Below are 22334 nucleotides of genomic sequence, written 5' to 3' on the forward strand. Positions count from 1 at the left end.
GCCTGAGTGCGGCGGTCACGTCTCATCCCTTGCAGTCTCATCGGCTTCCACTCTAGCCCTGCGCGCGACATCCTGTCGAGGTTGACGAAACGCCATCGCGTCCTATAATTAGAATTATTCTAAACTGGATCCTCAAAGATGTTCTCCCGCCTTCTCGGCCCCGGTAAACGCAGCCTCGAATCCTTGAGCGAACAGGAAATTCTGGCGCTCGCGATCTCCTCGGAGGAGGACGACGGACGCATTTACCTCGCCTATGCGGATGCGCTTCGCGACGCCTACCCGCATTCCGCGCGCGTCTTCGAGGAGATGGCGGCTGAGGAGAGCCATCATCGACAGATGCTGATTGATCGGCATCTCGCGCGCTTCGGCGACCGTATTCCGCTGGTGCGGCGCGAATTCGTGCGGGATTTTCCCGAGCGAAAGCCGGACTGGCTGATCGGCAACATGCCGCTGGAAAGCATTCGGGCGCAGGCGGAGGCCATGGAGGACGCGGCGCACCGTTTCTACCTGACGGCGGCGGCGCGCACGCAGGATGCGGCGACGCGAAAACTGCTCGGCGATCTGGCGCTGGCGGAGAAATCGCATGAATCGCTCGCCCGGCGACTCGGCGAGGAACACACGCCTGCAGATGTGAAAGAAGAAGAGGACCAGACAGCGCGGCGGCAATTTGTGCTGACCTATGTGCAGCCTGGCCTTGCCGGCCTGATGGACGGCTCGGTTTCCACGCTGGCGCCGATCTTCGCGGCCGCCTTCGCCACTCAGGATACCTGGCAGACCTTTCTGGTCGGCCTCTCCGCGTCGGTGGGCGCAGGCATTTCCATGGGGTTCACGGAAGCGGCCCATGACGACGGCAAACTCTCCGGCCGCGGCTCACCGGTCAAGCGTGGTCTTGCCTCAGGCATCATGACGGCGCTCGGCGGGCTAGGCCACGCGCTACCCTATCTCATTCCGAACTTCATGCTGGCGACGACCATCGCCGTCTTCGTCGTGTTCGTGGAGCTCTGGGCGATCGCCTTCATCCAGAACCGCTACATGGAGACGCCGTTCTGGCGCGCGGCGATGCAGGTCGTGCTGGGCGGTAGCCTCGTTCTGGCGGCCGGCGTGCTCATCGGCAACGCGTGATCACTGCCCTGCCGGGCGGTTCATGTCGCGCACGACCCAGCGGAAGAAAAGATAGATGCCGAAGCCCATGGCGGCGACGGGAATGAGATTGGCAAGTGATTCCATTTCGACCTCGTTGTCCCTCCTGAGGAGGGGATTAAGGTCTTGCTAACCAATCCGCAATGCAGTCGCCGATGACGGTGCGTTCACAAATTGCGACCATCCCTCACGAAATGGAAAACGGGGCGTTGCCGCCCCGTTTCGATCTTGATCAGGCACGCAACGTGCCGCCGGTCGTTTTCAAGACATTGCCGACGATCTTGCCGGTCAGCGCCTCGAAATCCTCGTCGGTCAGCGTCTTGTCGATGGGCTGAATGACGACTTCGATGGCGATCGACTTCTTGCCGTCGCCGACCGATGCGCCCTCGAACACGTCGAAGACGTTGACGGCGGAGATCAGCTTGCGGTCCGCGCCCGTGGCGGCGCGCACGATGGCGCCCGCTTCCACCGTCTTGTCGACGACGAAGGCGAAGTCGCGCTTCACGGCCTGGAAGGGCGAAAGGTCGAGCGCCGGTTTGGTGCGCGTCGCCTTCTTCTTCGGCTCGGGCATGGCATCGATGAAGATCTCGAAGCCGCAAAGCGCACCGGAGACATCCAGCGCGCCGAGGGTCTTCGGATGGAACTCGCCGAAATAGCCGAGAACGATCTTCGGGCCCATCTTTATCGTGCCGGAGCGGCCCGGATGATACCAGGCCGGCGCACCGGGCTCGATCTGCACATTGCCCATCGGCAGGCCGCAGGCCTCGATCACGGCGAGCGCATCGGCCTTGGCGTCATAGACGTCGACCGGCTTGCCGCCGCCCTTGGCGGCATTCGACCAGAGGCGGCCGGAACCGGCGAGGCTCGCCGTGCCGCGGCGGATACCGCCGGCCACGCGGCGCTGGCCCTCGGGCCGGTCGTTCTCATAGGTGCCGGACACTTCGAACAGCGCGACGTCGCCGTAGCCCTTGTCGGCATTGCGCTGGGCGGCCGAAAGCAGGCCCGGCAGCAGCGAGGGGCGCATGTCGGACATGTCAGATGCAATCGGGTTCGACAACGCCAGCGACGGCGCGCCGCCGCCGAACAGCTCGGCATGGGCCTTCGGAATGAAGGACCAGGTGACGGCTTCCAGCATGCCGCGGGCGGCCAGTGCCCGCTTGGCAAGGCGTGTGCGGATCTGCAGCGTCGTCAGGATGCGGCCATTGACCGCCGCATGGCTTTCGAGCGGCGCCGGCTTGATGTTATCGACGCCATGGATGCGCATGACCTCTTCCACAAGGTCCGCCTTGCCGTCGACATCCGGGCGCCAGGAGGGGACGGCGACCGCGACGCGCTCGCCCGCGCCCGTCACGGTGAAGCCGAGACGGGTCAGGATATTGGCGCTTTCGGCTTCGGACACGTCGAGGCCCGTCAGGCGCTTCACTTCCGAGAAGGGGAAGTCAACGACCTTGGGGGTGTAGCCCTTGTAGCCGACGACATCGGCCTTGGCCGGCACGCCGCCGCACAGTTCCAGCACGAGTTCGGTGGCACGTTCGAGGCCGGGCACCATGTATTCCGGATCGACGCCTCGCTCGAAGCGGTAGCGCGCATCGGTGATGATGCCATGCGAACGGCCGGTCTTGGCGATGTTCATCGGGTCCCAGAGAGCCGATTCGATCAGCACATCGACAGTGTTCTCGTCGCAGCCCGAATGCTCGCCGCCCATGATGCCGCCGATGGATTCGACCCCGTTGTCATCGGCGATGACGACGTTGGACGGGTTCAGCGTGTATTCGCGCGTATCGAGCGCCAGCACCTTCTCACCCTCGGCCGCGCGGCGCACGACGAGATTGCCCTTCACCTTGGCCGCATCGAAGACGTGCAGCGGACGGCCCTGATCGAAGGTCATGTAGTTGGTGATGTCGACGAGCGCGTTGATCGGGCGGAGCCCGATCGCGAGAAGCCGCTGCTGCATCCAGCGAGGGCTCGGGCCATTCTTCACACCACGCACGAGGCGGAGCGCAAAACCGGGGCACAGGTGATCGTCGCCGCCGAGTTCCAGCTTCACCTTGACCGGCGTCTCGCCTTCGACCGTGAAGGACGGGGCCTTCGGGGTCTTGAGCGTGCCGAGGCCTGAGGCGGCAAGGTCGCGGGCGATACCAAAAATGCTCGTGCAGTCAGGGCGGTTTGGCGTCAGGTTGATCTCGATGACCGGATCGTCGAGGCCGGCATAGGCGGCGTAGCTCGTGCCCACGGGCGCATCGGCGGAAAGCTCGATGATGCCGTCATGGTTGTCGGAGATTTCGAGTTCCTTCTCCGAGCACATCATGCCGCGGCTTTCGACACCGCGGATGTTGCCGATCGAAAGCGTGACATCGATGCCGGGCACATAGGTGCCGGGGGCGGCGAAGGCACCGATGAGGCCGGCGCGCGCGTTCGGTGCACCGCAGACGACCTGGATCGGATCGCCCTTGCCAGTATCGACCATCAGCACCCGCAGCTTGTCGGCATTCGGATGCTGTTCGGCCGAGACGACCTTGGCGATGACGAAGGGCTTGAACGCCGCCTTGTCGTCGACGTCTTCCACTTCAAGGCCGATCGCCGTCAGCTTCGCGCAGATCTCGTCCAGCGAAGCGTCTGTATCGAGGTGGTCCTTCAGCCAGGAGAGCGTGAATTTCATGGATAGTTTCTCCTTGGATGCCGGTTACGCGCTGAGGCCGCCGAACAGGGTCGGCATGTCGAGCGGGCGGAAGCCGTAGTGGCTCAGCCAGCGGACGTCGGCGTTGAAGAAGTCGCGCAGGTCGGGCATGCCGTATTTCAGCATGGCGATGCGGTCGAGGCCCATGCCCCAGGCAAAGCCCTGGTATTCGTCGGGGTCGAGACCGCCGGCGCGCAGCACGTTCGGGTGAACCATGCCGCAGCCGAGGATTTCCATCCAGTCGGTGCCTTCGCCGAACTTGACGATCGGGCCGGACGAGCGGTCGCACTGGATATCGACCTCGAAGGACGGCTCGGTGAAGGGGAAGAACGACGGGCGGAAGCGCATGGTGACGCTGTCGACCTCGAAGAAGGCCTTGCAGAACTCTTCCAGCACCCAGCGCATGTTGGCGACATTGGCCTTCTTGTCGACCACGAGGCCTTCGACCTGGTGGAACATCGGCGAATGGGTCGCGTCACTGTCCTGGCGGTAGGTTTTTCCCGGAATGATGATGCGGATCGGCGGCTTCTGCGCTTCCATCGTGCGCACCTGCACCGGCGAGGTGTGTGTGCGCAGCACTTTGCGGTCGCCGTTCTCGTCCGCCGGGAAGAAGAACGTGTCGTGCATCTCGCGGGCCGGATGGCCCTCGGGGAAGTTCAGCGCCGTGAAGTTATAGTAGTCAGTCTCGACGTCGGGACCTTCGGCGATGGAAAAGCCCATATCGGCGAAGATCGCGGTGATCTCGTCGACGATCTGGCTGATCGGATGGATACGACCGCGCTCGGCCGGCGAGGAGCGGACCGGGAGGCTGACATCGACCGTCTCGGCCTTCAGGCGGGCGTCGATGGCGGCGTCGCGCAGCGCGGTCTTTCGTTCGGTGATGGCGTCCGTCACGCGCGTCTTCAGCGCGTTGATCGCGGCACCGCGCGTCTGGCGCTCTTCCGGCGACATGGTGCCGAGCGTCTTCAGGAGTTCCGAGACGGAGCCCTTCTTGCCGAGTGCGGAGACGCGCACGGCTTCGATCGCCGCCTCGTCAGAGGCTGCGGCAACATCGGCGAGGAGCTGCTTTTCCAGTGTGTCGAGTTCAGTCATCTTTACCTGCTTTGCTTGCGTCGGCCGGGCGGGGAGCGTTCAGGAGAACCTCGGATAGATAGCCAGTCGCGGCGAGGAAGCGCCGGAGATCACTACCCATGTGCACGCGCCCGATCAATCGGGTTGGCGACAAAAACTTGCCGAGGAACCGGAGCATTTTCACCAGTTCCCCGTTGATCCCCGCCGGCGCGGCATGGCGCCAGGCGGCAAAGGCGCGATCGGCGGTCTCGCGCCCGAGAAGGGCGCGGTCGGCGACCTGCAGGAACAGCAGCCAGAGGTCGCGCGCCTGCGCCGTCGCAAGCGGCATGGCCGCCTCGGGCTCCTCCTCGAAATCCATGAAGCCGATGGCTTCGCCGGCAAGGAAGAAGTCGCGCGGATGCGGCCTGCCGTGACAGAAGCCCTTGGCATGCAGTGCACCGAGATGGGCCGCGCAGGCAACGAGCAGATCGTCATGGGCGGCAGGGTCGGTCGCGGCGAGAGCTTTCAGGCGGGCCGTGATCGTCGGCGCGACATCGGAAAGAACGAGTGCGCTGCCGGAGGAATAGAGCACCCGCGGCACGGGCACGCCAGCGGCGGCGAAAGTCTCGATGCGGCGGATCTCGCGCGCGATCATGCCCGCTCCGTCAAGCACGGGAGAGGGCCGCAGGAAGGGCTGGCCGAGCAGGCGGGAAAGCGCCGTCTGCGCCTTCGTCCAGACCGGCGGACGCTCGGTGCCGTAGCGCTTGATCCAGACCGCGCCGAAGGACAGGTCCACGCGCTCGACGCGGCGCGTTTCGCGGGTCAGCGCGGCCAGCAACGCCTCGACATCCCCATCCGTCATGTTGGGGATCGTGTTGAGCGCGAAGAGCTTGCCGTCCATGGTTGCGATCCTGGGGCTGCGATCCTGGTTGAAAGCAAAAACCCGCACCGGTTCCCCGGCGCGGGTTTCACAACGAAGCGAAGATTTGTTGTGAGCGCCGGTTAGTTGACGGCGGTCTCAAACTCGTTCTTCGTGCCGGCGTCCTTGAGGTATTCCAGAGCCTTCTTGGCGGCTGCGACGAGCGCGCCGAAAGCTTCGGTCTCATGGATCGCCATGTCCGACAGGACCTTGCGGTCAACTTCGATGCCAGCCTTGTTCAGGCCGTCGATGAAGCGGCCGTAGGTCAGGCCGTGCTCGCGGACGGCAGCGTTGATGCGCTGGATCCAGAGAGCGCGGAAGTTGCGCTTGTTGACCTTGCGGTCGCGGTAGGCAAACTGCTTGGAACGGTCAACCGCTGCCTTCGCGGCGCGGATGGTGTTCTTGCGGCGGCCGTAGAAACCCTTGGCTGCCTTCAGCGTCTTCTTGTGCTTGGCGTGGGAAGTTACGCCGCGTTTTACACGTGCCATGTCATGATCTCCTTAACGTTTCAAAAGCGCGATTAGTCTCAGAGACCGTTCGGCAGGTAGTTCTTGACCACCTTCTTGCCATCCGGCTCGGCCAGCACCATGGTGCCGCGTGCGTCGCGAATGAACTTGTTGGAACGCTTGATCATGCCGTGGCGCTTGCCGGCAGCGGCAGCGACGACCTTGCCGGTCGCGGTGATCTTGAACCGCTTTTTGGCAGACGATTTCGTCTTCATCTTGGGCATTTTGCTACTCCATTCTTCTTGAATTCGAGAGACACTGACGAAGGCGCCTCTCCAGCGTAAAGAACGGCCACGGCATGCCCTGCCGGACCGTTCGGACGGCGGCTTGTAACCGAAGTCCTCAGAAAGCGCAACCGGATTCCGCAAAACCGGGTTCCGATGGCCGAAAATGGAAAAGCCGCCCCGAAAGGCGGCTTGATCCGTGCGGTCCGGGGACCGATGGGCTCACTTCGGCGCGAGCACCATCATCATCTGGCGTCCCTCGAGCTTCGGCTCGGCTTCGACCTTGGCGATCGCCAGCGTATCTTCCTTGACCTGAAGGAGAAGCTTCATGCCGAGTTCCTGGTGGGCCATTTCGCGGCCGCGGAACTTCAGCGTCACCTTAACCTTGTCTCCTTCTTCGAAGAAGCGGTTCATCGCCTTCATCTTCACGTCGTAATCGTGCGTGTCGATGTTCGGGCGCATCTTGATTTCTTTGATCTCGACGATCTTCTGCTTCTTGCGCGCTTCGGCTGCTTTCTTCTGGTTGGAATATTTCAGCTTGCCGAGGTCAAGGATCTTGCAGACGGGCGGTTCGGAGTTCGGCGAAATCTCCACGAGATCGAGGCCGGCTTCTTCCGCCATGCGGAGCGCCTGATCGGTGGGAACGGTGCCGTGGTTGGTGCCTTCGGCATCGATGAGCTGGACGCGGGGAATACGGATTTCCCGGTTGGAACGCGGGCCGTCTTTGACGGGGGCTTCCGCTTTAAAGGGTCTGCGAATGGTCGTGTTCTCCTCGAACTGTTTCGAACGATATGAATCTGTGCGGCGACCGGGCCGTTTTGCCGTATGTCCGGCGTTTTCGGCAATGTGTTGATCGCGCTTGTGAAGTCAATAGCACGCGGCGCGGAAAAAATCACCACCTGTCCTTGCACGCGCGAATCTGGTCTAGGTCGGGGCCAAAGACTGGCAAAAAGGCGCTTTTGCATGGGTCGGCGCACGGACAGGAGATAGGAACGATGGCGGCAAACGGCAACGGTGCGGGGGCGGATTTCATCACGGTGGGCACGGGCGAGGCGGCCCGGCAGATTGCCGTAGAGCTTCAGCCGGCCGCTAACGGCAACACGCTTGCCCATCTCGTCTGGCTCGGCGGCTACCGCTCGGACATGAGCGGCACCAAGGCCGTAGAGCTTGCCGCCCTTGCCGAACGGATCGGCACGGCCTGCATTCGTTTCGACTATTCCGGCCATGGCGTCTCGGGCGGCGCCTTCGTCGACGGCACGATCTCGCGCTGGCTGGAGGAGGCGCTTGCCGTCATTGATCATGCGGCCGAGGCGCTGGGCACCCGCCGCGTCGTGCTGGTCGGCTCGTCCATGGGCGGTTGGATTGCGCTGCGCGCCGTGGCCGAGCTTGCAAAGTGCAAGGATGTCGCGATCGCCGGCCTCGTGTTGATCGCGCCGGCGCCGGATTTCACTTCGGACCTGATCGAGCCGAACCTGACGGAGGCCGAGCGGACCGCCCTTGCCGAGCGCGGCCAGTTCGAGGAGCCGACGCCCTACGGCCCCGATCCGAACATCTATACCCTGAAGCTGATCGAGGACGGGCGGGAAAACCGCGTGCTGACGGGCGTCATCGAAACCGGTTGCCCGGTGCATATCCTGCAGGGCATGGCCGACCCCGACGTGCCCTATGCCCATGCGGTGCGGCTGATGGAGCATCTGTCAGGCGACGACGTGGTGCTGACCATGATCCGCGATGGCGACCACCGCCTATCGCGGCCGCAGGATATCGCCAAGATTCTGGAAGCTGCGGAGGGTCTGGCCCGTCTCCCATAACGGGAAGCGTGGCGCGCCGATCACATCTTAACCATATTACGGCATCGCCAATTCTGATGATTGACGAAACCCCCGCGGCACCGTTAACTCTTTGTTAACGATTAGGGGACGTTACATGGCACGAATGATTGGTGCGAAGGCTGGGGCGGCGGCGTTTTTTGCTCTGCTCATTTCTTCTTCCTCGGCTTTCACGGCGCCCGCGTCGGCCCTGTCCATGAAGACAGGCAGCGTGACCTCACAGCCGATCGGCCATTACGAATTCTGCCAGACCAACAAATCCGAATGCCAGGCTGGCGTGCGCAATCAGGCGCCCGCCAAGGTCACGGAATTCGGCTGGTCGGTCGTTCGCCAGATCAATGCCGACGTCAACCGCGACATCACGCCGATGACGGACAAGGAATTGCACGGCCGCGACGAATTCTGGTCCTATCCCGATGGCGCCGGCGACTGCGAGGATTTCGTTCTCCTGAAGCGCAAGAAGCTGATGGAAAAGGGCTTTGCCGTCGGCGACCTGCTGATCACCGTCGTGCGCAAGCCGGATGGTGAAGGCCATGCCGTGCTGACGTTGCGCACAACGCAGGGCGATTTCATCCTCGACAACCTCAACAACGAGGTCAAACTCTGGACGACGACGCCCTACCGCTTCCTGAAGCGCCAGGCCTCGTTCCATGCCGGCCGCTGGGTCTCCATCGAAAACGGCGATGCCGTCATGGTGTCGTCGGTCGGCCAGTAACCACATTTTTCCGGCGGGGGGCTGCCGAAAGGCCGCGGAGAGATCCGCGGCCTTTTTGTTTGGTGTCGGTATTTCCGGGCACGCCCTTTCATGCCTGGCCGGCAGATGGTCCTACCGGTTGGCCATCGCGGCCATGCGCTGCGAATAGCGTCCGCCCGAGACCTTGGCGGGGGACAGCAGGTCGCCGAGGCGGGCGGCTTCCTCCGGCGTCAGCGTGACGTCAGCGGCAGCAGTGTTCTGCTCGAGATGCGGAACCTTGCTGGCGCCGGGGATCGGCACGATGAAATCGCCCTGCGCCAGAACCCAGGCAAGCGCCAGCTGCGCCGGGGCCACACCCTTGTCCGAGGCCATCTCCTCTAGCGCCGTCACCAGCGCCAGATTGGCATCGAAATTCTCCGCCTCAAAGCGCGGCAGGGAGCGGCGGAAATCATCGGCGGAGAGGCCTTCGAGTTTCTTCAAGGCGCCGGTCAGCACGCCGCGGCCGAGCGGGCTGAAGGGCACGAAGCCGATGCCGAGGGCGCGGCAGGTGTCGAGCACCCCGTTCTCCTCTACGTCGCGGCTCCACAGCGAATATTCGCTCTGCACGGCGGCGATCGGGTGCACTTCATGCGCACGGCGGATGGTCTCCGCGCCGGCTTCGGAAAGGCCGAGCGCCTTCACCTTGCCTTCGCGCACCAGTTCGGCCATCGCGCCGACCGTCTCCTCGATCGGCACGGCGGGATCGACGCGGTGCTGGTAGTAGAGGTCGATGACATCGGTGCCGAGCCGCTTCAGCGAGGCCTCGGCGACGGCCTTCACGTTTTCCGGGCGGCTGTCGGTGCCAACCATCATCTGGGCGGCCGGCTTGGTCGCGTCGATGCGGAAGCCGAACTTGGTGGCGATGACCACCTTGTCGCGCACCGGCTTCAGCGCCTTGCCGACGAGGATTTCGTTCTTGTAGGGGCCATAGACCTCCGCCGTATCGAACAGCGTGATGCCGAGATCGACGGCGCGGTGCAGCGTGTTGATCGCCGCCGTCTCGTCGTCGGCGGGACCATAGGCATGGCTCATGCCCATGCAGCCGAGGCCGAGGGCGGAAACGTCGAGCGTGCCGAGATGTCTGTGTTTCATGACGCATTCCTTCTGGATGGGACCGGTGGGAGAGGTCCGCGGGCCGGGCGGCGAAGCGGTCGCCGTCATCCGGTAGGCTTAATCTAGGGCGCGATGCTTCCGCTGAAAATGGATGCAAAAGCCAATGGCTTGTTCTATCTGTTGGAACAATGAACCGGACCCAGCTTTCCCAACTCGCCGTATTGGCCATCGTCGCCGAGGTGCGCAGTTTCCGCAATGCGGCGGCCACGCTCGGCATCGCGCCCTCGGCCGTCAGCCATGCCGTCACCGCGCTGGAGGCGAGCCTCGGCGTGCGGCTGATCGCCCGCACCACCCGCAGCGTCGCGCCGACGGAGGAGGGGCGGCAATTGCTCGACACGCTGGCGCCGGCGCTGGCTGATATCGACGCCGCCATGGAGGCGCTGGCCGAGCGGCAGACCCGGCCCGCCGGGCCGCTGCGCATCACCATGCCGCTGATCGCGGCGGAAGACATCGTCATGCCGCGCCTCGGCGCTTTCCTTTTGGAATATCCAGAGATCGAGCTGGAATTGCGCACCGACGACCGCTTCGAGGATATCGTCGAAAAGGGGTTCGATGCGGGGCTGCGGCTCGGCGAGCATCTGGAGGCGGATATGATCGCGGTCCGGGCGAGTGGCCCGTGGCGCGGCCTCGTCGTCGGCGCACCGGCCTATTTCGAAAAACATCCGAGGCCGCTTCAGCCGCGCGATCTCATGCAGCACCGCTGCATCCGTCGCCGCTTTTCCAGCGGCCGCATCTACCGCTGGGAGTTGGAGAAGGACGGACGTCTGGTGACGGTGGATGTATCGGGGCCGCTGATCGTCTCCGACCAGCGGCTGATGCGCGCCGCCGCGATGGATGGTGCGGGCCTCGCCTATGTCTTCGACCAGCGGGTGACCGAGGATATCGCCGCCGGCCGGCTGGTGGCTGTGCTGGAAGACTGGTGCCCCGCCTTCGACGGTTTCTCGATCTACTATCCCTCACGCCGCCAGATGCGCCCGGCCTTGCGCGCCTTCGTCGATTTCTTTCGCTACAGAAATTAGGTCGTCAGCCGGTAGCGAATGTGCTCGTCCGTTTCGACATAACTGTCATAGAGCTTCCGGGCGCGGGCGTTGTCCTGCGCGGTGTGCCAGTAGATGCCGCTCCAGCCGTGGCGTTTCGAGATCGCGATGAGATCGTCGATCAGTGCCCGGCCGGCGCCCTTGCCGCGCACCGTGCCATCGACGAAGAGGTCTTCAAGATAGCCTTCCGGCGCGATGCTCCAGGTCGAGTCGTGATAGTGGTGGATGGCGAAGCCGATCACCGCGCCGTCCTCTTCGGCAAGGCGCATCGCCATGCGGGAGCCGGGATCGAGGATGCGCGCCCAGGTGAAGGCGGTCACTTCCTCGGCCACGTCGGTCTTGTAGAAGGCGAGATAGCCGGCCCAGAGTTTGCGCCAGGCCGCTTCATCGCTTTCCAGTGGATCGCGGATAATAAGGGCCATGTCAGGCTCCTGCCGCGTCAAGGGCGGCAATCTGCTCGGCCGAGAGCGACAATGCCGCCGCCTTCATCAGGCTTTCGAGTTGGGAGAGGCTGGTGGCGCTGGCGATCGGCGCGGTGACGGCGGGTTTCGCCATCAGCCAGGCAAGCGAGATTTCGGCGGGCGTCGCGCCCGTCTCCTCCACCACCCGGTCGAGTGCGGCCACGATGCGCAGGCCGCGGTCGTCGAGATAGCGCGCCACATCCTCGCCGCGCGCCCTGCCTTCGGTATCGGCCGCCGTGCGGTACTTGCCGGTCAGGAAGCCGGAGGCGAGGCTGAAATAGGTGATGACGCCGAGATTTTCCTTCCGGCAAAGATCGGCCAGCGCGCCCTCGAAGCCGGCACGGTCATAGAGATTGTATTCCGGCTGCAGCGCGGCGTAACGCGGCAGGCCCGCCGCGTCGGCGGCATCGAAGGAGGCCTGCAGCTGGCCGGCATCGAGGTTGGAGGCACCGAAGGCGCGCACCTTGCCCGCCTTGACGAGGCCGGCGTGGGCTTCCAGCGTTTCCTCATAGGGTGTTTCCGGATCGGGCCAGTGCGAGAGATAGAGGTCGATGTGATCCGTCTGGAGCCGGCGCAGCGAGTTTTCAACCTCTTCGACGATCCACGACTTGCGCAGATCACGCCGCCCCTGGCCCATGTCGGAGCCGACCTTGGTGATGATGACCACCTTGTCGCGCGACAGGCCCGAGCGCTTCAGCCATTTGCCGATAACCGTCTCGGATTCACCGCCCTGGTTGCCCGGCGCCCAACTGGAATAGACGTCGGCCGTGTCGATGGCGTTGAAGCCGGCGCCGGTGAAGGCGTCCAGAAGATCGAAGGAGGTCTTCTCGTCGGCTGTCCAGCCGAAGACGTTGCCGCCGAAGACGAGGGGCGCGATGGAAAGGCCGGTCCGGCCGAGGGAACGAAACTGCATGGGCTTCCTCCAAGGGATACGTGCTGAAATGTTCTTGCAGCATAGGCCGGGTGCGCCCGCTTTGCACGCTGCCAGGCAAGGCATTTTTTGCGAGCGTCCACGCTTGCGAGGAACGTACCTCGCGAATAGTCTTCGGGCCAAATCAAGGAGACATCGCCATGCTGCGTTTCGGAATTCTGTCGACGGCCAAGATCGGCCGCGAGCTCGTCGTGCCGGCCATCCAGGATGCGGAAAACTGCGTCGTGACGGCCATTGCCAGCCGCGACCTCGCCAAGGCCCGCGCCATGGCCGACCGGTTTTCCGTGCCGCATGCCTTCGGCTCCTACGAGGAGATGCTGGCCTCCGACACGATCGATGCCGTCTACATCCCGCTGCCGACCTCGCAGCATGTGGAATGGACGATCAAGGCGGCGGATGCCGGCAAACACGTGCTCTGCGAAAAGCCGATCGCGCTCAATGCCGGCGAGATCGATGCGCTGATTGCCGCGCGCGACCGCAACAAGGTGCTGATTTCGGAAGCCTTCATGGTCACCTACAGCCCCGTCTGGCGCAAGGTGCGCTCGCTTCTGGCCGAGGGTGCCATCGGCAAGCTGCGCCACGTGCAGGGCGTCTTCACCTATTACAACCGCGACCCAGGCAACATGCGCAACGTGCCGTCGCTCGGCGGCGGCGGCCTGCCGGATATCGGCGTCTATCCGACGATCACCACGCGTTTCGTCACCGGCAAGGAGGCGATCCGAGTGCAGGCGAGTACGGACCGCGATCCGGAATTCGGCACGGACATCTATTCGAGCGTGCGCGCAGATTTCGGCGATTTCGAACTGTCCTTCTACATCTCGACGCAGCTCGCCCATCGCCAGGTCATGGTCTTCCACGGCGACAAGGGCTTCATCGAGGTGAAATCGCCCTTCAATGCCGACCGCTACGGCGCGGAGGAAATCGAGCTGACCAATGCCTCGCATAGCGAGAGCCAGCATTTCCGCTTCCAGGATGCGCGCCAGTACAAGCGCGAGGCCGAAGCCTTCACCAAGGCTGCGCTCGGCGAAAACGAAGAGGTGGTGACACTGGAGAGCTCGGTCGAGAACCAGAAGCTCATCGACGCCATCTACCGCGCCAGCGAGAAGGACGGCTGGGAGGCGGTCTGAGGCCGGCCCCTGAAACTCAGAACAGCGTTTCGTAGATGTCCGGCTTGAAGCCGGCGGTGAGCGCCCCGTCGCGATCGAGCATGGGGCGCTTGATCATCGAGGGCTGGGCGAGCATGAAGGTGATCGCCTTCTTCGCGTCGAGGTTCTGCTTGTCTTCATCCGGCAGGGCGCGGAAGGTGGTGCCGGCGCGGTTCAGCACCGTCTCCCAGCCGAGCGCGTCGACGAAGCGCTTCAGGCTCTTTTCGTCGATACCTTCCGCCTTGTAGTCGTGAAACGTGTAGGCGATGCCCTTGGTGTCGAGCCAGGTGCGCGCCTTCTTCATGGTGTCGCAGTTCTTGATGCCGTAGATCGTGACCGTCACGTGTCTCTCCTTCAATGCCGTGCCGCCTTCATAAGCCGGCAAAACGGTCACGTCACCCCGAGATAGCGGCCGGGGCGGTGATTGATGGCGAGCGTCATGTTGACGACGACGGCGCCGAGCACGGAGAGCGCAAGCCGGTCGAGCGGGATGACGAAATAGGCGGCGGCGAGGATGGCGAGATCGACGGCCATCTGGAAATAGCCGGCGCGCAGGCCGAAACGATCCTGCAGATAGATCGCCAGCACGTTGATGCCGCCAAGGCCGGTGCGGTGGCGGAAGAGGATGAGCAGGCCGGTGCCCGACAGCGCGCCGCCCATGACCGCCGCATAGAGCGGATCGAGATGGGAGAAGCTGATGAGCTCTGACGTTAGCCGGCTAAAGATGGAAACCAGCGTGACGGCGGCGAAGGTGCGCAGCGTGAAGGCCCAGCCGAGTTTTTTGACGGCGAGGATATAGAAGGGCAGGTTGACGGCGAAGAACAGCCACCAGAAACCGATGCCACCAGCATATTGCAGGAGGAGTGCCAGGCCCGCCGTGCTGCCGGCGAGCAGCACCGCCTTGGTATAGATGACCACGCCGAGCGCCACGAACAGCGTGCCGATGACGATGGCAATAAGATCCTCATAGGCGGAGTGGCCCTCCGCCTGGCTGGCAGGTTCGACGGACATGGTGTCTCTCAGAGTTTGTCAGGGAAAAGTGGGAACCGGTTTTCCCGAAAAAACAAACGAAAACAAAAGAATCTAGAGGCTCAGGAACTTGGCGATGACGTCATCGACCTCCGCCGTCTTCAGGCCGGCAATGTTGATGCGGCCCGAGGTCGGCATGTAGATGGCGTGCTCGGCGCGCAGCTTCAGCACCTGCGCCTCTTCCAGCGGCAAAAGCGAGAACATACCCTCCTGCTCGCGGATCGACGTCAGCACCTGCCAGCGGCCGGAAAGCCCGGCGGCGAGCCGCTCGCGGATGGCGGTGACGCGCAGGCGCATCGCCTCGATCTCGGCCATCCAGTCGGCCTTCAGCGCGGCATCACCGAGGATCATGCTGACGATGGCCGCGCCATGGTCCGGCGGCATGGAATAGCTGGTGCGGGCAAGTGCGGCGAGATTGCTGCGCACGGAGAGAGCCGTGTCGGCATTGCTGCAGGCGGCATAGATCGCGCCGGTGCGCTCGCGGTAGAGGCCGAAGGATTTGGAGCAGGAGACGGCGACCAGCGCTTCCGGCACAGCGGTCAGCAGCGTGCGCAGACCCGCGGCATCCTCGTCGAGGCCGCGGCCATAACCCTGATAGGCGATATCGACGAGCGGCAGCAGGCCCTTTTCGGCGATGAGCGCGGAGACGGCGCGCCACTGGTCGTCCGAAAGATTCGCGCCGGTCGGGTTGTGGCAGCTCGCATGCAGCAGCACGGCGTCGCCGGGGGCAGCACCGCCGAGCGCTTCCATCATGCGGTCGAACTGCACGCTCTGCGCGGGAATGTCGAAGAACGGATAGGTGATGACCTCAAGCCCGGCGGACTTGAAGATGCTGGCATGGTTCGGCCAGCTCGGCAGGCCGAGCCAGATGCCCTTGGTGCCCATGCGCGCCAGGAGATCGGCGGCAAGGCGCAGCGCGCCGGAACCGCCCGGCGTCTGGAGGGCGGCGGTGGCGCGGCCGCGGCCGGCGTCTGCCGTCGTCAGCTCCCAGAGCCGGTCGAGGAAGACGGGATCGCCTTCCGGGCCGACATAGGCCTTGGTCGGTTGCGTCTCGACGAGGCGCTTTTCGGCTTCCTTCACCGCGCGGAAGATCGGCGTGGCGCCCGTTTCGTCGCGATAGACGCCGACGCCGAGATCCACCTTGCCGGCACGCTCATCCGCCCGGAAAAGGCCGATCAGGGCAAGCAACGGGTCATCGGGTTGGCGGGTGAGGGCATCGAACATAGCCGGGTTCCTGTCTGGGGTTTGTTTGGAAGTGGTTTAAGTCAAAGCATCCGCAAAATCGACCATGATATTGCGGAGAAAGCGCAAGAAGCTTTTGTCTTCTTGCTTCCATTCGCTAGATTGATGCAGATTTTTGCGGGAGCGCGCGATATGGACAAAAAGACGGGCGAGGAGGTTGCACTGGACCAGACCGACCGGCGCATCATCCGCCTGCTCGTCGAGGATGCGGGGCTCTCCAACAACCAGCTGGCGGAAAAGGTCGGCCTGTCGCCCGCGCCGCTGTCGCGGCGCCTCGCGCGGCTGGAGGCGAGCGGCGTCATCCGCCACACCGTCATCGTCGATCCGCGCGCCGCCGGCATCGGTTTTCAGGCCTTTCTGGAGGTGACGCTGGAACGGACGGCGCCGAAAGTCGGCGAGCGTTTCATCGATCTGGTGCGGCGCATGCCCGAGGTCGTCGAATGCCATACGGTGGCCGGCGATTTCGATTTCCTGCTGAAGATCGCCGTGAAGGATGTCGCCGATTACCGGCGGCTCTTGTGGAGCGAGTTCGAGCGCATCGGCGAGATCAAGACGTTGCGCTCGACCATCCTGCTCGACAGCCCGAAGATGCAGGTCAGCCCGCTGCCCTGACGGCGTTTTCCGGAACCTTCTTGCAGTTCCGCGGTTGCCCATGGCGCGGGGCGGCCCATATGATGCAGAGAACGCACGAGGAAGGACCCTTGGACAGGAACGCCAGGAACACATCGGCTGCGCTGCTGACGGCCATTCGCAACCGGCGCGGCCACCGGCCGCCGGAGAGCAATCGTCCGGGTGACACCGTCATCGCCTCCTACAACGTGCACAAATGCATCGGCGTCGACCGGCGTTTCGATCCCGAGCGCACGGCAAGCGTCATCGCGGAGATCGATGCTGACGTCATCGCCATCCAGGAGGCCGACAAGCGGTTCGGCGAGCGCTCAGGCCTCTTGAAGCTCGATATGCTGGAGCGCGACTGTGGCCTCGTGCCGGTGCCCATTACCGCGCTGTCGTCGACCGGCCACGGTTGGCACGGCAACATGATCATGATCCGCAAGGGGGCCGTCGGCGGCGTGCGCCAGCTGAAGCTGCCGGGCGTTGAGCCGCGCGGCGCGCTGGTCGTGACGCTCGATCTGCCCACCGGCAAGCTGCGCCTCGTCGCCGCGCATTTCGGGCTGTTGAAGCGCTCGCGCGAACAGCAGGCCATGGCGATCCTCGCTTCCTTGGCGGAAGACGAGGTGATGCCGACCCTGCTGGTCGGCGATCTCAACGAATGGCGTGTTGGGCGAGGCTCGTCGCTTGCCCGCCTGCATCCGACCTTCGATCCGGCCTCCGGCGCGGTGCCGAGCTTTCCCTCGCGCTTTCCCGTGCTGGCGCTCGACCGGGCACTCGGCCATCCGCATGATCTCGTCACATCGGTGGAAGTGCATGATTCTCCGCTCGCTCGCATTGCGTCGGATCACCTGCCGATCAAGGCGCATATCGATTTGAAGGTCGTCTCGGAGCGCTCCGCCGAGCCTACAGATAGGGCGAGCCAAGCCATGTGATGCGCTCGACGAGGCGTTGCACGAAGGGCCGCGCCCGCAGCTCCTCCAGCTTCACCTGCTCGGATCCCTCAAGGGCTGCGTCAATGCGCGCGCCGATGAGTTCGGCGAAATCGGGATCGATCACCTCGATATCCACCTCGAAATTCAGCCGGAGCGAGCGCGGGTCGATGTTGGAGGAGCCGACATAGGACCAGGCGTCGTCGACCACCGTCAGCTTGGAATGGTTGAAGGCACCCGAGGCGCGCCAGATGCGGCAGCCGTGTTTCAGCATCTGGTCGAACTGCGCGGTCATGGCGAGATCGACGAGCTTCAGGTTGTTGGAAGAGGGCACGATGATGTCGATCTCTACCCCGCGCCGCGCCGCCGTGACGATGGCGCTGATCAGCTCCCGGTCGGGCAGGAAATAGGGCGACATGATGCGGATGTGATGTTTCGCCACCGAGAGGGCGCCCATCAGCATGCGGTGGTTGGTTTCCAGGCTCTTGTCGGGGCCTGACGGCACGACGCGGGCCAGCATGCCGCTGTCGGGCGCGTCCGGCGGCGGGGCGATCTGCCAGACTTCGCCGGACAGCTCGTCACCGCCGGAAAAGCGCCAGTCCTCGTAGGCGATGCGGAAGAGATCGCTGACGACGGGGCCGGTGAGGCGGAAATGCGTGTCGAGCGCCGCCGCGTCGGAAAATTCGGTGCAGAAGCCGGCACGGATGTTGAGCCCGCCCGTGAAGGCGACGCTGCCGTCGACGATCAGGATTTTTCGGTGAGTGCGCAGATTGGCATAGGGCAGCCGCAGGCCCATGACGATGTTGCCGTTGAAGACGTCGACCGGCACGCCCGCCCGCTTCAGCTCCGAGACGATGGAGGGAATGGAATAGCGGGCGCCGACAGCATCGATCAGCACGCGCACCGCGACACCGCGCGCCACGGCGGCCGAAAGCGCCTGCACGAAGCGCTCGCCGGCCGCGTCGCGGTCGAAAATATAGGTTTCGAGCAGGATGGAGCGCTCCGCGGCGCCGATGGCCGACAGCATCGCGGCATAGGCCTCGTCGCCGGTCGCAAGCAGCTTGATCCGGTTGCCGGAGGTCAGTTTGCAACGGCCCACCGTATCGCCGAGCCGCTGCATGGCGGCGAGCGCTCCGCCATAGGCCACCGTCATGTGTTCGTTGGAAACGTCGTATTCGGACCGGTGATACCAGCCGGCGGCGATGAGGCCCTCGCGGCTGAGGTTCAGCGTGTTGCGGCGGATGCGGTTCACGCCGCCGACGGCATAGATGACGGGGCCCACGACGGGCGAGAGCACGATGACGCCGACCCAGCCGATCGCCGCGCGCACCTCTTCCTTCGTCATTGTCGCATGAATGGCGGCGGGGATACCGAGGATGATCGACAGGGCGACGAGGATATGCGGCCAGTAGGCGGAGAGAGTCTCAAACATGATGCGTGCAGGCCACCCCTCGCGTTCCTCCAGCCACAGCCGCAACCACGGCTCGTAAGCCCTCCCTATATATTGCCTCCGGCGGCGTGATTGCGAGGGGCACAAGCCCCTCGCAGGGAAGATTCTCTCAGTCCTCCAGCGTGCCGGGTTTGCGATCCTTGCGGGTCGCTTCATGGCAGGCGATTTTCATCAGGTCATCGCCGCGCCGCGCATAGCGCGCGGAGGTGCGGGTAGCGATCAGGCCGTCATGCGCCGCCGTCACGTCGATCGTGCCGTCGGGCGCGCCCGGTCGGATGATCAGCGTCGCCAAGAGATCGCCGGCCTTCACGCTGTCGCCGATGTCGCGATGGAAGAGCACGGTGCCCGGCTCGGACGCGCGCACCATCTCGATATTGTCGAGCGGGATGGCCGGGCCGGTATAGGCTTTCGCTGCATTGGCGGGATCGTTGACGACGCCGCGACCTGCGAGGAAAGCCCAGAGGCCATCGGCATCGCGTTTGGCCATATCGGGATAGACATCGCGCCGGCCGCGCAGCTCGACGGTGACGGAGAGGCGGCCCGGCACGCTCTTCAGCTTGTCGCCGCCCTGGTGCTTGAAGGCGAAGCCGACGGCCTCCTCGAAGGCGGTACTTTCGCCATCCGAGAGGAACACCGCCTGCATGTCGAGGGCGGCGGCAAGGTCGGCCGCCTCCGGCCAGAAGGCATCATCGATATAGGCATATTGCAGGCTCTCGTCGTCGCAGTGCAGATCGAGCACGAGGTTATGGCCAAGGGCGGTGTGCAGCAGCGTGCGCTTCAGTCGGTCGGCGGCGCTGCGGCGGGCGAGGTTGTCCAGCAGCGTCTCGCGCTCGGCAAGCGCGATCAGCGGATAGTCGCGGTTGAAATTGGTGCGCGATCCCAGATCGAAGCGGCCCTCCATCTCGCCGAAATGAAACTGGGCGAGGCCGATCGGATTGGCCTGCGGGATGACGGTGATGTCGCCGCGGATCGCGCCCTCGGCATCGGCCTTGCGCAGGCGCTCCAGCAGGAAATGCAGGAGCGCGGTGCCAGGCAGCTCGTTGGCATGCAGGGCCGCCTGAATGTAGACGGAGGGGGCGGCCGCATCGCTGCCCTTGAAGCGGTAGACCGGCACGCGCCATTCGATGCCCGCCGTATCGCCGCCGATGATGATGTCCGAAGTCTCCACGTCGCGCCCTCGCTGAATCGTTTTTTCGAAGGTTTATGCGAATTGGACGCGGCGGACGCAAGCCCCCGGCCAAGACACCTCTTGCCGCGCAAGAAACGGGTTGAAACGCGCCGGGCGAAGCCCGATCTTGTGCTGGAAACGGCAACAGGAGCCGCCCATGACCGGCAAGACCCACTATCTGATTTTCGATACGGCGGGCGGCCCCTGCGGCATCGCCTGGACAGCTGCGGGTGTCGTGCGCTTCCAGCTGCCTGGCGAAGACGCCGCCATGACCCGCCGCCTGCTGATGCGCCACCTGCCCGAGGCCGAGGCCGCCGAACCGCCGCCCGCCGTCCAGCAGGCCGTGGCGGCGGCACAACGCTATTTCGCCGGGGAGGAAGCCGATTTCACTGCCGTGCCGCTCGACCTCGCCGGCCAGAGCGATTTCTTCCTGAAGGTCTATGACGCCGCGCGCCGCGTGCACTGGGGCGAGACGACGACCTACGGCACTATTGCCCGCGATCTCGGCGCCGGCCCGGAAATGGCGCGCGAGGTCGGCCAGGCCATGGCGAAAAACCCCGTCGCCCTCATCATCCCCTGCCATCGCGTGCTCGCCGCCGGCGGCAAGGTGGGCGGCTTTTCTGCGCCGGGCGGTTCCATCTCCAAGGTGAAGATGCTGGCCCTGGAAGGCGTCTCCTTCGCCCCGCCGGCCCCGGCGCAGCAGTCGTTCGGGTTTTAACCGGTGAGCTTCGCCCCGGTCAGCTTGTCCGGGTTGCGGGTGATATAGATGGCGGCGATGCGCCCTTCGACGATTTCCACGGCGGTTGTCTGCAGGTGGCCGTCTACCCGGCTCAAAAAACCCGGCAGGCCATCGATCACGACATGGCCGAGAAATTCCATGCGGGAACCGAGTTTTCGCGCAAGCCCGAGATAGAGCCGGATGAGGCGATCGACGCCCTGGATGGCGTTGGGAAAGGTCAACACCTTGCCGCCCCCGTCCGAGCGCAGCGTCACATCCGCCGCCAGCAGCGACCCGAGTGCCACGGCGTCGCCCAGCCGGCAGGCCTCGAAGAAGGCGCGCGTCAGAGCCTCGCCGTCTTCGCGGGCGATCTCGTAGCGCGGCTGATCGAGGCGCACATGGGCGCGGGCCCGTGCCGCCAGTTGCCGCGTGGCGGCCTGGCTGCGCTTCAGCGTCGCCGCCACGTCGTCGAGCGGCTGGTTGAAGACGTCATGCAGCAGGAAGGCAGCACGCTCCAGCGGCGAGAGGCGTTCAAGCGCCACCATCAGGGTGAGCGTGATGTTGTCGGCGCGCAGTTCGTCGTCTTCCGGTTCGATCAGCGGTTCGGGCAGCCATTGGCCGGGATAGGTCTCGCGGCGTGCGCGCGCCGATTTCATCACATCGAGGCAAAGGCGCGAAACGATGCGGGTGAGCCAGGCGGCCGGTTCGGCGACTGCGTTGCGATCGCTGCGGTGCCAACGCAGCCAGGCCTCCTGTACGACATCCTCCGCCTCCGTCCTCGAGCCGAGCATGCGATAGGCCAGGCGCAGCAGCCGCGGCCGCTGCGCTTCGAAGATTTGCGTGGCCGTATCAGGCTGCATGACGCCGGTCGACCGGATGTTCGGCGCGAAACCCGACCTGTACCCGGTTCCAGACATTGATCGCGCCGATGGCGATGGTGAGCCAAGCCTGCTCGTCCGCCGTGAAGGCGGCTTCTAGGTCCACCCAGTCGGTGTCGGGGGCATGGGTTTCAGCAACCAGCGTCAGCGCTTCGGTCCAGGCGAGGGCTGCCCGTTCACGCGCGGTGTACAGCGAGGAATCGCGCCAGCCGGCCAGAAGATGCAGGCGCATCGAATCCTCGCCGTCCTTCAGCGCTTCGCCGACATGCATGTGGATGCAATAGGCGCAGCCGTTGATCTGCGAGGCGCGCACCTTCACCAGATGCACCAGGATGGCATCGAGCGGGCTCGCCTTCAGGGCGGCTTCCAGCGCGAACATCGCCTTGAAAGCGGGTTCGGCGCGTTTGAAATAATCGGTCATGCGGGGTGACATTCCAGTCTCCTTTTCAGTTCTACACCACCATGACGAAGCCGGAACGGCGGATGTGACATCGCTGCGGAATTTTTTCTAGAAAAAGAGAAAAGCCCCGACGCGGGCGCCGG

General features: G+C 64.4%; 24 protein-coding genes. 8 read left to right on the top strand and 16 right to left on the bottom strand.

Translation table 11 applies throughout. The features are described 5' to 3' along the window. Positions 1-138 precede the first annotated feature (138 nt). Positions 139-1122 carry an iron exporter MbfA gene (mbfA, locus tag D0Y60_RS05245; RefSeq protein ID WP_117367519.1) on the top strand — a complete coding sequence of 328 codons (984 nt, stop codon included), beginning with the start codon at positions 139-141 and terminating at the stop codon, positions 1120-1122. Between the two features lie 250 nt (positions 1123-1372). Here mbfA and pheT read toward each other — a convergent pair whose 3' ends face one another. The 6 genes from pheT to infC all read right to left on the bottom strand — a co-directional run bounded on the left by pheT (position 1373) and on the right by infC (position 7275). Further along, a complete protein-coding gene (gene pheT / locus D0Y60_RS05250) occupies positions 1373-3799 on the bottom strand; it encodes a phenylalanine--tRNA ligase subunit beta (protein WP_117367521.1) in 2427 nt (808 codons plus the stop codon). Positions 3800-3823: 24 nt separating this feature from the next. Then, on the bottom strand, positions 3824-4909 hold the full coding sequence (gene pheS, locus D0Y60_RS05255) for a phenylalanine--tRNA ligase subunit alpha (protein ID WP_117367523.1): 1086 nt from the start codon (positions 4907-4909) through the stop codon (positions 3824-3826). Next, entirely contained in the window at positions 4902-5768 is an 867-nt protein-coding gene (locus D0Y60_RS05260; RefSeq protein WP_117367525.1) for a serine/threonine protein phosphatase, read from the bottom strand. The genes pheS and D0Y60_RS05260 overlap by 8 nt, the downstream gene beginning before the upstream one ends. A gap of 101 nt (positions 5769-5869) precedes the next feature. Continuing rightward, positions 5870-6274 (bottom strand): 50S ribosomal protein L20, encoded by a 405-nt coding sequence (rplT, locus tag D0Y60_RS05265; protein ID WP_117367527.1) that lies wholly within the window; start codon positions 6272-6274, stop codon positions 5870-5872. Positions 6275-6312: 38 nt separating this feature from the next. Then, positions 6313-6516, bottom strand: a complete 204-nt coding sequence (gene rpmI / locus D0Y60_RS05270; RefSeq protein WP_117367528.1) for a 50S ribosomal protein L35 — start codon at positions 6514-6516, stop codon at positions 6313-6315. A gap of 222 nt (positions 6517-6738) precedes the next feature. Then, positions 6739-7275, bottom strand: a complete 537-nt coding sequence (gene infC / locus D0Y60_RS05275) for a translation initiation factor IF-3 (protein ID WP_117367530.1) — start codon at positions 7273-7275, stop codon at positions 6739-6741. Between the two features lie 236 nt (positions 7276-7511). On the opposite strand from infC, the gene D0Y60_RS05280 reads away from it, so the two are divergent. Both D0Y60_RS05280 and D0Y60_RS05285 read left to right on the top strand, forming a co-directional pair. Then, entirely contained in the window at positions 7512-8327 is an 816-nt protein-coding gene (locus tag D0Y60_RS05280) for an alpha/beta hydrolase (RefSeq protein ID WP_117367532.1), read from the top strand. Positions 8328-8442: 115 nt separating this feature from the next. Then, the gene (locus D0Y60_RS05285; protein WP_117367534.1) at positions 8443-9060 is read left to right on the top strand and encodes a transglutaminase-like cysteine peptidase; all 618 of its coding nucleotides are present in this window, start codon (positions 8443-8445) and stop codon (positions 9058-9060) included. Between the two features lie 111 nt (positions 9061-9171). Here the strand turns inward: D0Y60_RS05285 and D0Y60_RS05290 are convergent, their stop codons facing one another. Beyond that, entirely contained in the window at positions 9172-10170 is a 999-nt protein-coding gene (locus D0Y60_RS05290; RefSeq protein WP_117368386.1) for an aldo/keto reductase, read from the bottom strand. 149 nt (positions 10171-10319) lie between these two features. Here D0Y60_RS05290 and D0Y60_RS05295 point away from each other — a divergent pair, with 149 nt between their 5' ends. Continuing rightward, on the top strand, positions 10320-11210 hold the full coding sequence (locus tag D0Y60_RS05295; RefSeq protein WP_117367536.1) for a LysR family transcriptional regulator: 891 nt from the start codon (positions 10320-10322) through the stop codon (positions 11208-11210). Here D0Y60_RS05295 and D0Y60_RS05300 read toward each other — a convergent pair. Beyond that, entirely contained in the window at positions 11207-11650 is a 444-nt protein-coding gene (locus tag D0Y60_RS05300; protein WP_117367538.1) for a GNAT family N-acetyltransferase, read from the bottom strand. The two genes, D0Y60_RS05295 and D0Y60_RS05300, sit on opposite strands and share 4 nt — an antisense overlap. A 1-nt stretch (position 11651) precedes the next feature. Continuing rightward, the gene (locus tag D0Y60_RS05305; RefSeq protein ID WP_117367540.1) at positions 11652-12602 is read right to left on the bottom strand and encodes an aldo/keto reductase; all 951 of its coding nucleotides are present in this window, start codon (positions 12600-12602) and stop codon (positions 11652-11654) included. Positions 12603-12760: 158 nt separating this feature from the next. Here D0Y60_RS05305 and D0Y60_RS05310 point away from each other — a divergent pair, with 158 nt between their 5' ends. Next, positions 12761-13747, top strand: a complete 987-nt coding sequence (locus tag D0Y60_RS05310; protein ID WP_117367542.1) for a Gfo/Idh/MocA family oxidoreductase — start codon at positions 12761-12763, stop codon at positions 13745-13747. A gap of 16 nt (positions 13748-13763) precedes the next feature. On the opposite strand, the gene D0Y60_RS05315 is transcribed toward D0Y60_RS05310, so the two are convergent. The 3 genes from D0Y60_RS05315 to D0Y60_RS05325 all read right to left on the bottom strand — a co-directional run bounded on the left by D0Y60_RS05315 (position 13764) and on the right by D0Y60_RS05325 (position 16018). Beyond that, positions 13764-14108: an ArsC family reductase gene (locus D0Y60_RS05315; protein ID WP_117367544.1), complete on the bottom strand. Its 345-nt coding sequence runs from the start codon at positions 14106-14108 to the stop codon at positions 13764-13766. A gap of 47 nt (positions 14109-14155) precedes the next feature. Then, on the bottom strand, positions 14156-14776 hold the full coding sequence (locus D0Y60_RS05320) for a YitT family protein (protein WP_117367546.1): 621 nt from the start codon (positions 14774-14776) through the stop codon (positions 14156-14158). Between the two features lie 72 nt (positions 14777-14848). Continuing rightward, positions 14849-16018 (bottom strand): amino acid aminotransferase, encoded by a 1170-nt coding sequence (locus D0Y60_RS05325; protein WP_117367548.1) that lies wholly within the window; start codon positions 16016-16018, stop codon positions 14849-14851. 150 nt (positions 16019-16168) lie between these two features. Here D0Y60_RS05325 and D0Y60_RS05330 point away from each other — a divergent pair, with 150 nt between their 5' ends. Continuing rightward, positions 16169-16648: an Lrp/AsnC family transcriptional regulator gene (locus tag D0Y60_RS05330; protein ID WP_117368388.1), complete on the top strand. Its 480-nt coding sequence runs from the start codon at positions 16169-16171 to the stop codon at positions 16646-16648. 62 nt (positions 16649-16710) lie between these two features. Beyond that, the gene (locus D0Y60_RS05335; protein ID WP_117368390.1) at positions 16711-17580 is read left to right on the top strand and encodes an endonuclease/exonuclease/phosphatase family protein; all 870 of its coding nucleotides are present in this window, start codon (positions 16711-16713) and stop codon (positions 17578-17580) included. On the opposite strand, the gene D0Y60_RS05340 is transcribed toward D0Y60_RS05335, so the two are convergent. Further along, positions 17552-19009, bottom strand: coding sequence for a phospholipase D-like domain-containing protein (locus D0Y60_RS05340; protein ID WP_117367550.1), 1458 nt, complete (start codon positions 19007-19009; stop codon positions 17552-17554). The genes D0Y60_RS05335 and D0Y60_RS05340 overlap by 29 nt on opposite strands. A 127-nt stretch (positions 19010-19136) precedes the next feature. Then, positions 19137-20195: a succinylglutamate desuccinylase/aspartoacylase family protein gene (locus D0Y60_RS05345; protein WP_117367555.1), complete on the bottom strand. Its 1059-nt coding sequence runs from the start codon at positions 20193-20195 to the stop codon at positions 19137-19139. Between the two features lie 157 nt (positions 20196-20352). Here D0Y60_RS05345 and D0Y60_RS05350 point away from each other — a divergent pair, with 157 nt between their 5' ends. Continuing rightward, the gene (locus tag D0Y60_RS05350) at positions 20353-20913 is read left to right on the top strand and encodes a methylated-DNA--[protein]-cysteine S-methyltransferase (RefSeq protein WP_117367557.1); all 561 of its coding nucleotides are present in this window, start codon (positions 20353-20355) and stop codon (positions 20911-20913) included. Here D0Y60_RS05350 and D0Y60_RS05355 read toward each other — a convergent pair. Beyond that, positions 20910-21773 (bottom strand): sigma-70 family RNA polymerase sigma factor, encoded by an 864-nt coding sequence (locus tag D0Y60_RS05355; protein ID WP_117367559.1) that lies wholly within the window; start codon positions 21771-21773, stop codon positions 20910-20912. The two genes, D0Y60_RS05350 and D0Y60_RS05355, sit on opposite strands and share 4 nt — an antisense overlap. Beyond that, positions 21763-22224, bottom strand: a complete 462-nt coding sequence (locus tag D0Y60_RS05360; protein ID WP_117367561.1) for a carboxymuconolactone decarboxylase family protein — start codon at positions 22222-22224, stop codon at positions 21763-21765. The genes D0Y60_RS05355 and D0Y60_RS05360 overlap by 11 nt, the downstream gene beginning before the upstream one ends. Between the last annotated feature and the right edge of the window lie 110 nt (positions 22225-22334).

It is taken from the genome of Shinella sp. WSJ-2, from assembly GCF_003432075.1.
Taxonomy (GTDB): domain Bacteria; phylum Pseudomonadota; class Alphaproteobacteria; order Rhizobiales; family Rhizobiaceae; genus Shinella.

Excerpts from the sequence above, each read along its gene's own strand:
- D0Y60_RS05360 (WP_117367561.1), bottom strand. The coding sequence starts at position 22,224 with ATGTCACCCCGCATGACCGATTATTTCAAACGCGCCGAACCCGCTTTC.
- D0Y60_RS05305 (WP_117367540.1), bottom strand. The coding sequence starts at position 12,602 with ATGCAGTTTCGTTCCCTCGGCCGGACCGGCCTTTCCATCGCGCCCCTC.
- D0Y60_RS05335 (WP_117368390.1), top strand. The coding sequence starts at position 16,711 with ATGCAGAGAACGCACGAGGAAGGACCCTTGGACAGGAACGCCAGGAAC.
- D0Y60_RS05355 (WP_117367559.1), bottom strand. The coding sequence starts at position 21,773 with ATGCAGCCTGATACGGCCACGCAAATCTTCGAAGCGCAGCGGCCGCGG.
- D0Y60_RS05260 (WP_117367525.1), bottom strand. The coding sequence starts at position 5,768 with ATGGACGGCAAGCTCTTCGCGCTCAACACGATCCCCAACATGACGGAT.
- D0Y60_RS05350 (WP_117367557.1), top strand. The coding sequence starts at position 20,353 with ATGACCGGCAAGACCCACTATCTGATTTTCGATACGGCGGGCGGCCCC.
- mbfA (WP_117367519.1), top strand. The coding sequence starts at position 139 with ATGTTCTCCCGCCTTCTCGGCCCCGGTAAACGCAGCCTCGAATCCTTG.
- D0Y60_RS05280 (WP_117367532.1), top strand. The coding sequence starts at position 7,512 with ATGGCGGCAAACGGCAACGGTGCGGGGGCGGATTTCATCACGGTGGGC.
- D0Y60_RS05325 (WP_117367548.1), bottom strand. The coding sequence starts at position 16,018 with ATGTTCGATGCCCTCACCCGCCAACCCGATGACCCGTTGCTTGCCCTG.
- rpmI (WP_117367528.1), bottom strand. The coding sequence starts at position 6,516 with ATGCCCAAGATGAAGACGAAATCGTCTGCCAAAAAGCGGTTCAAGATC.
- D0Y60_RS05310 (WP_117367542.1), top strand. The coding sequence starts at position 12,761 with ATGCTGCGTTTCGGAATTCTGTCGACGGCCAAGATCGGCCGCGAGCTC.
- rplT (WP_117367527.1), bottom strand. The coding sequence starts at position 6,274 with ATGGCACGTGTAAAACGCGGCGTAACTTCCCACGCCAAGCACAAGAAG.
- D0Y60_RS05285 (WP_117367534.1), top strand. The coding sequence starts at position 8,443 with ATGGCACGAATGATTGGTGCGAAGGCTGGGGCGGCGGCGTTTTTTGCT.
- D0Y60_RS05320 (WP_117367546.1), bottom strand. The coding sequence starts at position 14,776 with ATGTCCGTCGAACCTGCCAGCCAGGCGGAGGGCCACTCCGCCTATGAG.
- D0Y60_RS05295 (WP_117367536.1), top strand. The coding sequence starts at position 10,320 with ATGAACCGGACCCAGCTTTCCCAACTCGCCGTATTGGCCATCGTCGCC.
- D0Y60_RS05300 (WP_117367538.1), bottom strand. The coding sequence starts at position 11,650 with ATGGCCCTTATTATCCGCGATCCACTGGAAAGCGATGAAGCGGCCTGG.
- pheT (WP_117367521.1), bottom strand. The coding sequence starts at position 3,799 with ATGAAATTCACGCTCTCCTGGCTGAAGGACCACCTCGATACAGACGCT.
- D0Y60_RS05340 (WP_117367550.1), bottom strand. The coding sequence starts at position 19,009 with ATGTTTGAGACTCTCTCCGCCTACTGGCCGCATATCCTCGTCGCCCTG.
- D0Y60_RS05330 (WP_117368388.1), top strand. The coding sequence starts at position 16,169 with ATGGACAAAAAGACGGGCGAGGAGGTTGCACTGGACCAGACCGACCGG.
- D0Y60_RS05290 (WP_117368386.1), bottom strand. The coding sequence starts at position 10,170 with ATGAAACACAGACATCTCGGCACGCTCGACGTTTCCGCCCTCGGCCTC.
- pheS (WP_117367523.1), bottom strand. The coding sequence starts at position 4,909 with ATGACTGAACTCGACACACTGGAAAAGCAGCTCCTCGCCGATGTTGCC.